Origin of the sequence: Bacillus cereus group sp. BfR-BA-01524 (genome assembly GCF_022662595.1) — a bacterium.
In the GTDB taxonomy this organism is placed as follows: domain Bacteria; phylum Bacillota; class Bacilli; order Bacillales; family Bacillaceae_G; genus Bacillus_A; species Bacillus_A thuringiensis_S.
The window spans coordinates 22,494-35,613 of the sequence record NZ_JAKUDW010000027.1 but is presented as its reverse complement, the minus strand read 5'-3'; the positions used below and the strand labels follow the sequence as shown (position 1 = coordinate 35,613).

The following is a 13,120-nucleotide window of genomic DNA, read 5'->3' as shown; positions in this document are numbered from 1 at the left end:
AATGATAAAAGATATGCAACCATTTTTACAAGAAGCTTGGGAGAAGGCTGGTTTTAAAGAATTAACTGAAATTCAAAAACAAGCGATTCCAACTATTTTAGAAGGACAAGACGTTATAGCTGAATCTCCAACTGGAACAGGAAAAACGTTAGCGTACTTATTACCCCTTTTACATAAAATTAATCCTGAAGTAAAACAGCCACAAGTTGTTGTTTTAGCGCCAACACGTGAACTTGTAATGCAAATTCATGAAGAGGTTCAAAAGTTTACAGCAGGAACTGAAATTTCAGGTGCATCTTTAATTGGTGGTGCAGATATTAAGCGCCAAGTTGAAAAATTAAAGAAACATCCGAGAGTAATTGTCGGTTCACCAGGACGTATTTTAGAATTAATTCGTATGAAAAAGCTAAAAATGCATGAAGTGAAAACAATTGTATTTGATGAGTTTGATCAAATTGTAAAACAAAAGATGATGGGCGCAGTACAAGATGTAATTAAATCAACGATGCGCGACCGTCAATTAGTATTCTTCTCAGCGACAATTACCAAAGCGGCAGAAGACGCGGCACGTGATTTGGCAGTTGAACCACAAGTGGTACGTGTAACACGTGCAGAGTCAAAAAGCTTAGTTGAGCATACGTACATCATTTGTGAGCGACGCGAAAAAAATGATTATGTAAGAAGAATTATGCATATGGGCGATGTAAAAGCAGTTGCTTTCTTAAACGACCCATTCCGTTTAGATGAAATTACTCAGAAATTGCAGTTCCGTAAAATGAAAGCAGCAGCTCTTCATGCAGAAGCAGGTAAGCAAGAGCGTGAAGCAACGATGCGTGCATTCCGCGGCGGAAAATTAGAAATTCTACTTGCTACTGATATTGCAGCACGCGGTATTGATATTGATGATTTAACACATGTAATTCACTTAGAATTACCGGACACAGTAGACCAATATATTCACCGCTCAGGACGTACAGGACGTATGGGTAAAGAAGGAACTGTCGTATCTCTTGTAACTCCACAAGAAGAGCGCAAATTACTACAATTTGCGAAAAAACTAGGCATCGTATTTACGAAGCAAGAAATGTTCAAAGGAACATTTGTAGAATCGAAGCCACCAGCACCTAAGAAAAAGAAACCAGCATTTACTGGGAAGAAAAAGCCTAGATAAATAATGGGGAAGGCGTAACTATTTATAGTTACGTCTTTTTGTTTGTAATTGAATAACAAAGGGAATTTAAATGTATCTATCTTATAAGAAATATCGATAAGGGTGAATCATTTCTCATTTAGTTTGTACAAGGAAGTAATATAAAAAAGTCGAATATTAAACTGATGCGAAATAATAAAAAGAAGGTACATATATGGATAGGAAATTAGGAATGTTTTTGAATACGAAACATATTGAAGTAAACGAAGGAATACAAAAAGCAAGGGAATGGGATTTAGAATATATTCAATTATATGCTATGAATAAAAACTTCAACTTAGCTAATATTCCAGTGGTAGAATGGACTGCTTTAAAGAAAAGCTTATCTTTTAATGGGATAAAGATTCCATCATTAGCAATTAGTTTTGGAGAAAATGGAATTACAGGAACAGAAGCTGACAGTGCAATAAATCAGATTAAATATATTACTGACAGAGGTTTGGAGCTGGGAGCAAAGATAATAACAGCTCATATTGGGAAAGTTCCAGATGATGAAAAAAGTGAGAGCTATGATAAAATGGTGCGGGTTTGTTATGAGATAGGGGAATTAGCATTCAAATTTGGGGGAGTCTTTGCTATTGAGACAGGATCTGAAAAAGCAATAGTATTAAAACGATTTTTAGAAAATGCAAACTCGAAAGGACTAGCTGTTAACTTTGACCCAGCAAATTTAATAACTGATGTAAATGAAAATCCGTTAGAAGGTTTATTGCTATTAAAAGATTATATAGTACAAACTCATATTAAAGATTGTAAAGAAGTGAAAAGTAATAGTTCAAGTAAGTATATAGAAGTAGCAGTAGGAAATGGTGAAGTGGATTTCGATATATTCTTCAAAGTATTAGATGAAATTGGATTCGACGGATATAACATGATTGAAAGAAACGATTATTTTGACGAACTGGATGGGATGAGTCAGTCGATAAATTTTGCAAAGAAGTACATATCAACTCAAAAGGAATAACGATACCAGCTGTAGAAAGCTACATAGAATGTAAAAAAACAATAGGAGGAATACAAATGATTCATAAAGTAGGACAAATTATGTTATATGTAAATAATCAAGATGAGGCAGTAAATTTTTGGACGGAAAAGGTAGGGTTTCATGTAGTTGCAGAGGAAGATAACAAACAAGGAATGAGATGGATTGAAATTGCTCCAACTAACGGTGCTGAAACGAGCATTATATTACATAATAAAGAAGTTATTTCGAAAATGAGCCCAGAATTAAATCTTGGTACACCGTCCTTAATGTTCTTCTCAGAAAATCTGGATCAATTATATGCAGATTTAAAAAATAAAAATGTTACTGTTGGAGAAATGGTAACTATGCCTTCTGGTAAAGTGTTTAACTTTGCTGATAGTGAAGGGAATTATTTTGCGGTTATGGAGAAGAACCAATAATAATATTGCTATGTGAAAATCCCCCTCAAATATATTGAGGGGGATTAAATCTTTGAAGTGGATTTTTCATGAGAGAGTTTTGTAATAAAAAATGCACCTTTTTCAATAGCAGTTTCAATGTAACCGACAATTTGATTAAACGTAAACACCTGTAAGTCTTCATGCAAATGTTGCTCGGGATACAACATATCTTCAAAAAGATACTTTCGAAAAGCTAAAACGTTTTCTTTAGAAACCTCTTCAATATCCACAATGTGAGCCTCTTGATTGAGAAGAGAGAAGAGCTGTTGTTCTTTATCGTAATGATGAAGCAACTTTGCATTTAACAATTTAAAATCGTTATAGTACAGGGGTGCGATAGTTTCGTCATTTTCTATTCTATTTTTTAGCCATGGTAGAAAAAAGCCACTTAGCCAATTATCATCGGCAATGAGATGGGTGTAATAACCTAAGAGAAAAGGGGAATCCATATGAACTTTATATTTTTGAAAAAAAGAATTGAAATCTATCCTTCTCGTATAGTTTTTCGTCGTACCAGCGTAAAAGTGTGAAGTTCCTTTTTCTTCTGCTGAATGAACCGCATCAGGGGCTACCCCTCCAAGTAAGAAAGAAGTTTTATCTTGAATAGATAGTTTCTCAGCAATACCGTTAGCGATAATAACATGCATAATTCGTGATCCCATGAATGCCACCTCTGTTTCAAGTATTCATTTCAGGAAGAAGACTGAACAGTTAGTATTACTTTCCCTGTACTTTTTCTACTTTCGACCCATTCATGTGCTTTCCCTGCATCTTGAAGTGGAAAAGATTTCGTAGCCTTAATTTGTAAACGTCCGTCATGTAAATAACGGAAAACTTCATTTGCAGTTTCTTGAAGCAGTTCAGGACGCTTTTTTCGTGTGGTCCCAAAGCTAAAACCGAGTATAGAGCGGCAACTTGCATGTAAATCTTTCGTTTGAAAGTTACCAATTTCACCACTAGCATTACCGAAATGAACGAGGCGACCGTAATAAGCAAGGCAGTTTAAACTTCTTTCAGAGACAGTTCCAGAAATAGAATCTAAAATTACATCGACCCCTTCACCGTTTGTCAGCTCATTGACTTTCTCTACAAAATTTTCATCTTGATGACAAATAACATAATCAGCTCCAGCATCTAAAGCAATTTCTTTTTTTGCTACACTTCCTACAGTCCCGATTACTTTTTTAGCCCCTAATAATTTTGCGAGTTGAATCGCAGTAGTACCAATTCCTCCAGCGGCTGCATGAATTAGAACAGATTCACCTTGTTGAAGTCTTGCTACATTGGCAAGTAAATTATAGCTTGTGAAAGATACGATCGGACAAGCAGCTGCAGTTTGAAAGTCGACTTCATGGGGTAAAACGAAAGTGAGATTTTCATTTGAAACAACGTACTCTGCGTAGGATCCATTTTGAGGAAAAGCAATGACACGTTGTCCAGGGTGAATATTTTTAACTTGAGAACCGACACGTTCTACAATACCAGTGGCATCTATACCTGGAATAAAAGGTAGTGCTTTATTTCCTTTTTTGCCATAACGTGATTTAATATCAGCGAAATTTATACTAGTAGCAAAAACGCGAATTAAAACTTGATCTTCTGAAATAGTCGGCATATCCACATCTGTATATTTCATCACTTCAGGATCACCGAACGACGTTACAACGATAGCTTTCATCATATATCCTCCTAAATTTGACTATATAAATCATTTTAAATCTTTATCAGAAATTGGAAAATTATATAATAGTTATGCGTGGTTATAAGTGAAGCTTATGAACTCATTGGATCATTATATTAATTTATATAAAAAAATTTCGGAAAAATCGAACGAAATATGAATTACTTGCCAATATATAGTGTAAGACAAAGGAGGGCTGGAATATGAAGGGTGAAATAGATTACGCACATTTAATTCGATTAACTTTATCAGGAAATAAAGAAGCATATAGCGAATTGTATGATGTAACGATTCAAGAAGTATATAAAACAGCACATTTTTTAATAGAAGATAAAACAGATGTAGATGATGTCGTTCAAGAAGTATACATACAGCTATATGAATCGCTTCGTAAATATGACAGTGAGAAGCCATTTCGCCCTTGGCTAATTGGGCTTGCGATTAAACAAATTCACTCTTATAGAAGAAAGAGGTGGATGCGACTACGAATTATGAAAAAAGCAGAAGAGCAAAGAAAACCAGTACAAATTGATTTTTCTAACGATGTTGTAAGTAAAATATCAAACCAAAAACTAATCGAACTCATTCATAAATTACCGTATAAATTGAAACAAGTTATTATCTTAAGATATTTACACGATTATTCACAAGAAGAAGTAGCACAGATATTACATATTCCAATTGGTACTGTGAAATCTAGAATTCATGCGGCATTAAAGAAACTACGTCAAAAAGAGCAAGTAGAAGAAATCTTTTTAGGAGAGGTAGGGAATGTAAAATGAGTTTAGATTGTAGAATTAGAGAATCTATGCAAGAAGAAGTAAAAGGGATTGTTGCCCCGCCGGGGTTAAAAGAAAAAGTAATTGTTCAAATCAAAATGAATCGCGGGGGAAGTAAGGTGAAGAAACGTTTTATCGCCGGAGTGCTTGCAGCAGCATTTTTAATCCCTACGACCGGTTTTGCATATCAATCTATTATGGCGGATGGTATATACGGATCTTTTGAGAATTTAAAAAAACACGCCGGAGCGATGACGTTAGAAGCGTATATGCGTTTTAATGCAAAGTTATCAGAAGCGAAAGATGAAATGGGCACGAAGGAATATGAGGAGTTTACAAAAGAACTAAAAAAATTAACAAATGCAAAGCTTGCGTACGGAGATTCGAACGGTAATATAGATTATGATGGATTATCACCAGCAAAAAGAGAAGAAATGAAAAAGATAAGTATGGGCCTTCAACCATACTTTGATAAATTAAATGGTCATAAATCTAGTAAAGAAGTATTAACGCAAGAAGAGTTTGATCGCTATATGGAAGCTTTAATGACACATGAAATAGTACGAGTGAAGACAAAATCAACTGGTGCAATAAAAGTAGAAGAAGTACCTGAGGCGTACAAAGAAAGATTTATTAAAGCGGAGCAGTTTATGGAATATGTAGATGAAAAGGTGAGATAAGTAAAAAAGCTCAAAGCTTTAGCTTTGAGCTTTCTTTATTAAAAGAAAATAGAGCATTCAATTATATTTTTTCATCGTTGCATTGTCCTTTTGTATAAAACAATCTAAAAGTGAATAACCAGCTATTAAACTAATTATCGTAACAAAAGTTGTATTTATAAGAATAACATTAGCTAAATAAGGTAGGTATTCGCCAAGTGGTGAAAAGAGTAGTGCAGGGGAAAAGGAAATTAATATTGTAGGCACTGTAATAGCGATAAACTTATCCGGTTGAAAGCTCCAGTTTTGTTTACTCGTTTCGCGATTAACAGATTGAAGGAATCGTAATAAAATACCAACTATAAGAGGGAAGAGTGTAAAGTAGAATAATCTTGGATAAACGTTAAAGTTCACTTGAGCGTCTGTATCTAAATAAAATTGAATTTTCACTCCGACAAATAATAATAAGACGATAAATAATGTGAAGCAGAGGTATAGCATCAATTTTTGCATTATATTCCACCATCCTTTACTCAAAATATATTCAAAAAAAGAAGAGATATACAATAACTACTGTTGTATATCTCTTCTTTTACTGTTAGTTAATAGTGGAGTTTGCTTTTTCTTGCTTCGTGAAATAATCAATAATGCCCATTGCGCTAATTTCTATATCTAGATGTAAAATATTATAAACGGAATGATCTGATGGAACGTTTAACTTTGTAAGATGAGAAGAGATTTTATCCATTAACAAAGTTTGTAAAGCTTTAGTTGCTTCATCGAAATCATTATACTTTTCAAAGACTTCCTTACCAGTATGAACGAAAATAGGTAGCCAATATTCCAGTTGCTTATATACTTCTGTAACATGAGAGGATGCGCCGTAATGACCGAAATAAATAGTATCTACATTCATACTTTGAATGTGATTTTTAGAAGTAATCATCGCATCTGGTTGGAATTGTGAAGGGGACGTTGATGGTAGATATAACTCTACATCAACGTCTGCGAGTTCTCTATAATAAATTCCAATTGTATCGCCAGTAAAAATCCCGTTTGTTAATGAATCATGAATGCTAATATGGTGCTTCGCATGTCCTGGTGTATCATAAAATGTAAGGGTGCGGTCTTTTGCAATTTTTAACGTATCACCATGTTGTACAATATGAACACGTTCTTCTTCAATTGGAAGAATCGGATCAAAGAGTTTATCGAAATCTTCTTTGTAGACAGCTTTTGCACCTAAAATAAGTTTTGTTGGATCAATCATATGACGAGCACCACGAGAATGCACATATAACGTAGCATTTGGGCACTTTTCCATCATTAAACCAGCTGCGCCAGCGTGATCTAAATGCACATGTGTAACGATAATGTTTTTAACATCGTTTAAATCAATATGTAATTGTTGTAAGCCTTCTAAAATATACGGAAGAGAAGGGGCTGCACAAGTTTCAATTAAAGTAATATCGTCACCTAATAAAACATACGTACCAGTTCGTTCATTATGCTGTAAATCGAAATCATCAATAAGATATAGGTGAGAAGATAATTGCTCTACTTTTTTCATAGTTACCACTCCTTATATACTGCATGTTTCTATTATACGCTAAAATAGAAAAAAGACAGAAAACGAAAGCCTCGTCTTCTGCCTTTTTGTAATACTATTATTTCGTTTGTTGTTTATTAATAGACATAATGAACAGTCCAACAATCCCGCCAACTAATGGAAGCATAATCTCTCCTGCTAAATTAAAGTAGGAGCTTAAGAATAAACCATTTACATCGATTACCCAGCCAGTAACATACAATAACATCATATATAGTACGAAATAAAACTCGCGATTTGAAATCGTTTCATGTTGTGCAGTTTTCATAATGGACACCATCCTTTTCTTTTATAATGGAATATAAACTGTCACATTTTGTTCACAATTTAATTGTAAAACTTTCCATCATAAAAGTCTAGTAGTTTGTGTCGAATTTTCGAACAGAAATAAAGCGTTATCATTACAACTTATAAGTACGTAATAAGAGCTGTATATTCACGAATGTAGTATAGTATAAACATAGAATGATAGTGAAGAGAGGGGCAAAGACAATGACAGTTTATGATTTTTCAGCTAAAACAATTACAGGTGAAGAAAAATCGTTAAAAGATTACGAAGGAAAAGCACTTCTTATTGTCAATGTAGCTAGCAAATGTGGTTTCACACCACAATATAAAGGATTACAAGAGGTATATGATAAATATAAAGACCAAGGACTCGAAATACTCGGATTTCCTTGTAACCAATTCGGGGGACAAGAACCAGGTACAGAAGCGGACATTACTAGTTTTTGTGAATTAAACTACGGTGTAAACTTCCCGATGTTTGCAAAGGTTGATGTGAAAGGTGATAAGGCTCACCCTCTATATACATACATGACAGAACAAGCACCAGGTTTACTTGGTATGAAAGCAGTGAAATGGAATTTTACGAAGTTTTTAATCGGAAAAGACGGGAAAGTAGTAGGGCGTTTTGCTCCGCAGACGAAGCCGGTAGATTTAGAGGTTGAGATTGAGAAGGTGCTTGGGGAATAAGTAGGAGTTTCACTTTATTAAAAAACGTCTCAAAGAACAATGTAGTTCTTTGAGACGTTTTCTTTAAATTCAAATTTTCAAGATTAAATAACTGTATCAAAGCCATCTGATTTAGGTGGAGAAGCTGCTTTTTTCATAAGCACTTCCCATAAATGTACGGATTTCTTCCATTCTGCTGCAGCCTGCCCCTGTTGATACATAGCGTTCTCATAACTGGCAGTAAGTTGTTGCATATCGGCCGAGTTGTAAAGTGTATCGATATGGAGAGCGTATTCTCGGAATGTTTGACTTTCACCCCGTGGTATGCCAATTCTCGCAAATTGTTTTAAAAGTGCACCGTAAGCTTTTTGATAAACAGCATCATCTTTTCGGTATTTATAGAAATGAATAATAAGAAATGTTATCCATTTCATTCTAGTGGTGAAGAGAATGTATCCCATAATACTAATTAGTATCGTAGAGAGGAATACGTACCACCAAGAAAAATTAGTTTTAGAATTTGTGACCTTTTTAGTAGAAGCTTCTTCTGTATTTTCTATTAAACTTTTAAGTTTTGCTTCATTATTTCGTTGATGCGTTTGCTCGTTATTAGAATTATTTGCTTCGCTATTTTGTGAAATAGGAGCAGGCGTATTATTTATAAAATTATAGGGATTGGTAAATCCTTTTGTTGGTTCGAATGGAATCCATCCGTATCCTGGGAAATATACTTCGACCCAAGAGTGTGCGTTATCGTTCGTGATTGTATAAACATCCTCACCTTTTGCAGAGGCAAGTGTATTGTCAAGAGTTCCTTCTGTATAGCCTTTTACCCAGCGAGCGGGAATCCCGGCAGAACGAAGTAGTACAATCATAGACGTCGAAAAATTATTACAGTAGCCGCTTTTTGTATCGAAAAGGAATTGATCTACATAATCTTGGCTTTTGGCAGGGTACAAGACATTCGTTGATTCGTATGTAAAAGAGTTGTCTGTGAAGTAATTTTCAATAGCTAATACTTTATCATACCGGTTGTCTTTATCATTTGTAAGATTAACAGCCAAGTCTTTTACGCGCTGTGGTAATGACTCGGGAAGTTGTGTGTACTTTGTCATAAAATAAGGATTTGTTTCTTGACCTGCATTTGCTTTTACAGCTTTCAAGTTTTCTATGGAAAACTCAGGGATCTCATATGTTACTTTATACGAATTTAAAGTAGTAGAAGAGTCTCCATTCATCGTATAAATTTTTTCTGAAAACGGGTCAACACTGTATGATACATCAGAAGAAGCCTCAACTGATACTAATCCTGCTGGATAGGTAAGGTGAGGGTAACTTTTTTGCATGGTAATTGTTGCCTCAGTAGTTTCCGTTTTTGTATTTTGTTCATACCAGCTTACGACGTCGTTTTTATTTTTAAAAGAAACCTTTTTCGGATTTTCAGAAATTTCCCAGCCTTTTCCTGTATAAAAATCTTTTGTTTCTACTCTCCAATATTGTTTGTTTTGCGCTTGTGCTGTGAAAACAATTGTAGGATCCGCCTTAAAAGGACCACCTAATCGCGAGTCATCTAAACCATACCCAATTGTAGAAACTTTTTGTTCTTTACTTGCTTCAGATGTGTTGAATTTTAAAAAATCCATTGAGTTTGGCCATTGAGGGCCAAATTTTGGAGCAAAGTATGCGATGGTTGCTAATAATACAATAAATATTGTAAGTGGTCTAAGTAATTTTGAGATTTCCCTAGCATAATTTTGTAAGTGTTCGCGCTCTTTTATTCGTTCTACTTGAAGAAGACTAAGCATAAAAGAGCCGATGACAACAGTACGAATAATAGCGTAGTTTGCATTGTATAAATGTAAGTTATGAAAAGTTGCGATATAAATAATAGTCAATACAAGAAATAGAAACCCACGTTTTTTATAAATAATCCAAAATGAAGTGAAAGAACTCAAAAACCAAAATGAGAGAAAAAATAAAACTGTCGGAAAAATTGGAGAAATATCTAGTAAATTCCCTTGGAAAAACAGGGAGGAATTTCGAAACATATCAGAAAAGAATGTTGTTAGCCAAGATGGATTTATAAAAGCATTTTTATAATATAGGGAATGAATGATAAATAAGACTGTGACAATTTTTATTGGAATCTGCCACCTCGTTTGAAAAAAAGAGAGAGCGAAGCAAATTCCTATAAATGTTACGAAAATATCTAATCTACCTACATTTGTAATACCTATAAGAGGTCTTAGCCATTCTAGTAAAAGAAGAAATACACATGCATGCATGAAGAATCTATTCGTATCCCACTTGTATTTTGCTTGTAATGTTATCATTTGCTCACCTCAAAAAACACGTTTGTATACCGGTTTTCATAAACCGTGTTTACAAATATTTGTCGTTTTTTTAGAGTTTCTAGTATACTGAGTTCTCGGTGTGAAAGTTGATTCGCTTTTTCTTTCACGACAAAAATCATACATTTTCTATTTCTTATAGCAGCACAATCAGCCGCCTTTTGAATATCGGGAGAAAGATTACTTGTCACGAGTATAATCGTGACGGGCTCATAAATTTTTCTTAGTTCCATGTCTACACTCTGAGAGAGCGGGAATACACTGTCTGCTTGTACTTTTGCTAAATGACAAAGGATTTGTTGTAACTGCGTATCTCCATTGTCTAAAGGGAAAATAGTTTGTTCTTTTCCAATAGACACGAATGATGCTGGTGAATTTTGTTTCAAGACAGCCCTTACGATAGAGGCAGTAAATGTGACGACTGATTCGAATAGAGGAGACTCGGTTCTGTCTATGAATATCATGATATTATGGCTGCGCTGTTGTTCAAACTCTTTTGTCATAATATTGTTTGTTCGTGCAGTTGCTTTCCAATCAATCCATGAAAAGCGATCACCAGGTTTATAGTCTCTGACACCGACAGAGATTGTAGAGTCTTTTGCTGAATTTATATTTGCTGAAAGCGCTCCTTGTTCGAAATGATTTTCCAATTGTCGATACGTTATATCTACATAGTGGGGATAGACTAAAAATGTATCTGGAACTGAAAAAGTTACTTCTTTCTCCATCATGCCGAATAAATCGCCAGTTTTGACACGAACGCTTGAAAAAGTGTGCTCGCCTCTAGAGATTGTATCAATAACATATTGAAACGAAATATGTCGTTTCAATCCTGGGAAGAGTACTACCTTATTCATCTTTGTTTGTTTACAACTTATAAATTGTGGTGGCAGTTCATCTTCTATAACTAAATAAAGTAAGGGAAAAGGAAATTTTCTTTTTATTGTAATCGTGCTTACAAATTGTTCTCCTACTACATACCCATTTTTGTTTGTTATTCGCTTTACTTCAGCGTCCCGTAAAGCGTAGAAGGGTAGTAGTAGTGAATAAAGAGCAATGGGAATTGTGCTGTAAAATAAAAACCAACTTACAAACCCTCCTTGAAACATAGCGTACACAAATGTTAAGACTAGGCATAAAGGGAGTAGCAATAACTTCGTAACGTGATATAGTGCTAGCAGTATTCGTTTCATCAAGGGTTCATCGTCCTTTGAGTCGGAACGGTAGTTCGTGCAACGATTTTTGCGATAACTTGTTCGCCAGTTATTCCTTCAAATTTTGCTTCCATTTTTAAAATGAGTCTATGCGCTAAAACGTAAGGGGCTAAAAATTTAACATCGTCTGGAATAACATAATTTCTGCCATGGATAAATGCATAAGCTTGTGAAGCTTTCATTAAAGCAATTGAGCCACGTGGACTTGCACCTAGCTGTATAGAACTGTATGTACGAGTCTGATTAACAAGCTTTACAATATAATGCTTAATTGCTTTGTCCATACTTACTACCCGTACGCTTTGTTGTAAATAAAGTAATTCTTCTATTGTAGTAATGGCCTGTAATTGAGAGAGTGGATTTATTTTTTCCATTCGGTTTAAAATTTCAAATTCTTCTTCTGGTGTAGGATATCCCATTTTTAGTTTCAATAAGAAACGATCGAGCTGAGCTTCTGGTAGAGAATATGTTCCTTCATATTCGACCGGATTTTGTGTAGCCATGACAAAGAATGGCTTTGGTAAAGGTCTTGTAATGCCATCTATTGTAATATTGCCTTCTTCCATACATTCAAGTAAAGCAGATTGTGTCTTTGGCGATGTACGATTAATTTCATCAGCAAGTACTAAATTCCCCATAATTGGTCCAGGCTTGAACTCAAATTGGAGCTCTTTCGGATTATAAATAGAAACTCCTGTTACATCTGAAGGCAATAAATCAGGTGTAAATTGAATTCGCTTATAATTAGCATCAATGGATTTAGAAAGAGCACGTACTAGCATTGTTTTCCCGACACCAGGAACATCTTCTAATAGCACATGACCTTCAGCTAAGAGAGCTGTCAAAGCTAAGATTGTTTCTTTTCGTTTTCCGACCATTATTTTTTCAATATTATTGATTATTTTTTCTACAGTGGGATGTAATGAATCAAGCTGGGGCATCGTAATCCTCCTAATGTTATTATCGTTTTCTAATCAATTTAGTGGACATATTTCTAATTCTATATGTAGATAGCAAAAGGTCTACTTTAAATTCTAAGAATATTCAGATTATTTATTTCGATTACATCTAGTATAATTGTTTCCGTAACTAAGGGCAATACAGTAAATAATGATTTGTAGTTTTATGTAAAATCAGACTCAATATAAAATAATAACATTGGGAAAAAATTTCTTACATACAATTTATACTCTTTTCCTTATGGCAGTTTTGAAATAATATCAAAACTCTTTTTCATA

14 protein-coding genes are annotated in these 13,120 nt (G+C 34.5%); 6 read left to right on the top strand and 8 right to left on the bottom strand.

The features are described 5' to 3' along the window. Nucleotide 1 precedes the first annotated feature (1 nt). The 3 genes from MR170_RS12080 (at nucleotide 2) to MR170_RS12070 (ending at nucleotide 2,614) form a co-directional block, all read left to right on the top strand. On the top strand, nucleotides 2-1,171 hold the full coding sequence (locus MR170_RS12080; RefSeq protein ID WP_016512956.1) for a DEAD/DEAH box helicase: 1,170 nt from the start codon (nucleotides 2-4) through the stop codon (nucleotides 1,169-1,171). 193 nt (nucleotides 1,172-1,364) lie between these two features. Beyond that, complete coding sequence (locus MR170_RS12075) at nucleotides 1,365-2,174, top strand: sugar phosphate isomerase/epimerase family protein (RefSeq protein WP_242308327.1); 810 nt, start codon at nucleotides 1,365-1,367, stop codon at nucleotides 2,172-2,174. 56 nt (nucleotides 2,175-2,230) lie between these two features. Next, on the top strand, nucleotides 2,231-2,614 hold the full coding sequence (locus tag MR170_RS12070; protein WP_000581473.1) for a VOC family protein: 384 nt from the start codon (nucleotides 2,231-2,233) through the stop codon (nucleotides 2,612-2,614). A gap of 44 nt (nucleotides 2,615-2,658) precedes the next feature. Here the strand turns inward: MR170_RS12070 and MR170_RS12065 are convergent, their stop codons facing one another. After that, entirely contained in the window at nucleotides 2,659-3,297 is a 639-nt protein-coding gene (locus MR170_RS12065) for a zinc dependent phospholipase C family protein (RefSeq protein WP_098139117.1), read from the bottom strand. 29 nt (nucleotides 3,298-3,326) lie between these two features. Next, nucleotides 3,327-4,313 (bottom strand): quinone oxidoreductase family protein, encoded by a 987-nt coding sequence (locus tag MR170_RS12060; protein ID WP_098139119.1) that lies wholly within the window; start codon nucleotides 4,311-4,313, stop codon nucleotides 3,327-3,329. Nucleotides 4,314-4,519: 206 nt separating this feature from the next. On the opposite strand from MR170_RS12060, the gene MR170_RS12055 reads away from it, so the two are divergent. Together MR170_RS12055 and MR170_RS12050 are read left to right on the top strand one after the other, a co-directional pair. Continuing rightward, the gene (locus MR170_RS12055; RefSeq protein ID WP_050843373.1) at nucleotides 4,520-5,098 is read left to right on the top strand and encodes a sigma-70 family RNA polymerase sigma factor; all 579 of its coding nucleotides are present in this window, start codon (nucleotides 4,520-4,522) and stop codon (nucleotides 5,096-5,098) included. Then, nucleotides 5,095-5,775 (top strand): DUF3600 domain-containing protein, encoded by a 681-nt coding sequence (locus tag MR170_RS12050; RefSeq protein ID WP_098139121.1) that lies wholly within the window; start codon nucleotides 5,095-5,097, stop codon nucleotides 5,773-5,775. Before MR170_RS12055 ends, MR170_RS12050 begins: the two co-directional genes overlap by 4 nt. 57 nt (nucleotides 5,776-5,832) lie before the next feature. Here the strand turns inward: MR170_RS12050 and MR170_RS12045 are convergent, their stop codons facing one another. The 3 genes from MR170_RS12045 to MR170_RS12035 all read right to left on the bottom strand — a co-directional run bounded on the left by MR170_RS12045 (nucleotide 5,833) and on the right by MR170_RS12035 (nucleotide 7,631). Beyond that, entirely contained in the window at nucleotides 5,833-6,267 is a 435-nt protein-coding gene (locus tag MR170_RS12045) for a hypothetical protein (protein WP_016081891.1), read from the bottom strand. A gap of 85 nt (nucleotides 6,268-6,352) precedes the next feature. Continuing rightward, nucleotides 6,353-7,324, bottom strand: coding sequence for an MBL fold metallo-hydrolase (locus MR170_RS12040; protein WP_029442165.1), 972 nt, complete (start codon nucleotides 7,322-7,324; stop codon nucleotides 6,353-6,355). A 97-nt stretch (nucleotides 7,325-7,421) separates the two neighbouring features. After that, nucleotides 7,422-7,631: a DUF3925 domain-containing protein gene (locus tag MR170_RS12035; RefSeq protein ID WP_000844984.1), complete on the bottom strand. Its 210-nt coding sequence runs from the start codon at nucleotides 7,629-7,631 to the stop codon at nucleotides 7,422-7,424. Nucleotides 7,632-7,855: 224 nt separating this feature from the next. Between MR170_RS12035 and bsaA the strand changes: the two genes are divergently transcribed. Further along, nucleotides 7,856-8,338 (top strand): glutathione peroxidase, encoded by a 483-nt coding sequence (bsaA, locus tag MR170_RS12030; protein WP_000219434.1) that lies wholly within the window; start codon nucleotides 7,856-7,858, stop codon nucleotides 8,336-8,338. A gap of 83 nt (nucleotides 8,339-8,421) precedes the next feature. On the opposite strand, the gene MR170_RS12025 is transcribed toward bsaA, so the two are convergent. The 3 genes from MR170_RS12025 to MR170_RS12015 are packed head-to-tail and all read right to left on the bottom strand — an operon-like array spanning nucleotide 8,422 to nucleotide 12,823. Further along, the gene (locus MR170_RS12025; protein WP_242308325.1) at nucleotides 8,422-10,650 is read right to left on the bottom strand and encodes a transglutaminase TgpA family protein; all 2,229 of its coding nucleotides are present in this window, start codon (nucleotides 10,648-10,650) and stop codon (nucleotides 8,422-8,424) included. Continuing rightward, nucleotides 10,647-11,861 (bottom strand): DUF58 domain-containing protein, encoded by a 1,215-nt coding sequence (locus tag MR170_RS12020; protein WP_242308323.1) that lies wholly within the window; start codon nucleotides 11,859-11,861, stop codon nucleotides 10,647-10,649. The genes MR170_RS12025 and MR170_RS12020 overlap by 4 nt, the downstream gene beginning before the upstream one ends. Then, nucleotides 11,861-12,823: an AAA family ATPase gene (locus tag MR170_RS12015; RefSeq protein WP_016081886.1), complete on the bottom strand. Its 963-nt coding sequence runs from the start codon at nucleotides 12,821-12,823 to the stop codon at nucleotides 11,861-11,863. Before MR170_RS12015 ends, MR170_RS12020 begins: the two co-directional genes overlap by 1 nt. Nucleotides 12,824-13,120 lie beyond the last annotated feature (297 nt).

What these genes read in the sequence shown, in the direction of transcription:
- MR170_RS12080 (WP_016512956.1), top strand. Translation starts at nt 2, where the DNA reads ATGATAAAAGATATGCAACCATTTTTACAAGAAGCTTGGGAGAAGGCT.
- MR170_RS12075 (WP_242308327.1), top strand. Translation starts at nt 1,365, where the DNA reads ATGGATAGGAAATTAGGAATGTTTTTGAATACGAAACATATTGAAGTA.
- MR170_RS12070 (WP_000581473.1), top strand. Translation starts at nt 2,231, where the DNA reads ATGATTCATAAAGTAGGACAAATTATGTTATATGTAAATAATCAAGAT.
- MR170_RS12065 (WP_098139117.1), bottom strand. Translation starts at nt 3,297, where the DNA reads ATGGGATCACGAATTATGCATGTTATTATCGCTAACGGTATTGCTGAG.
- MR170_RS12060 (WP_098139119.1), bottom strand. Translation starts at nt 4,313, where the DNA reads ATGAAAGCTATCGTTGTAACGTCGTTCGGTGATCCTGAAGTGATGAAA.
- MR170_RS12055 (WP_050843373.1), top strand. Translation starts at nt 4,520, where the DNA reads ATGAAGGGTGAAATAGATTACGCACATTTAATTCGATTAACTTTATCA.
- MR170_RS12050 (WP_098139121.1), top strand. Translation starts at nt 5,095, where the DNA reads ATGAGTTTAGATTGTAGAATTAGAGAATCTATGCAAGAAGAAGTAAAA.
- MR170_RS12045 (WP_016081891.1), bottom strand. Translation starts at nt 6,267, where the DNA reads ATGCAAAAATTGATGCTATACCTCTGCTTCACATTATTTATCGTCTTA.
- MR170_RS12040 (WP_029442165.1), bottom strand. Translation starts at nt 7,324, where the DNA reads ATGAAAAAAGTAGAGCAATTATCTTCTCACCTATATCTTATTGATGAT.
- MR170_RS12035 (WP_000844984.1), bottom strand. Translation starts at nt 7,631, where the DNA reads ATGAAAACTGCACAACATGAAACGATTTCAAATCGCGAGTTTTATTTC.
- bsaA (WP_000219434.1), top strand. Translation starts at nt 7,856, where the DNA reads ATGACAGTTTATGATTTTTCAGCTAAAACAATTACAGGTGAAGAAAAA.
- MR170_RS12025 (WP_242308325.1), bottom strand. Translation starts at nt 10,650, where the DNA reads ATGATAACATTACAAGCAAAATACAAGTGGGATACGAATAGATTCTTC.
- MR170_RS12020 (WP_242308323.1), bottom strand. Translation starts at nt 11,861, where the DNA reads ATGAAACGAATACTGCTAGCACTATATCACGTTACGAAGTTATTGCTA.
- MR170_RS12015 (WP_016081886.1), bottom strand. Translation starts at nt 12,823, where the DNA reads ATGCCCCAGCTTGATTCATTACATCCCACTGTAGAAAAAATAATCAAT.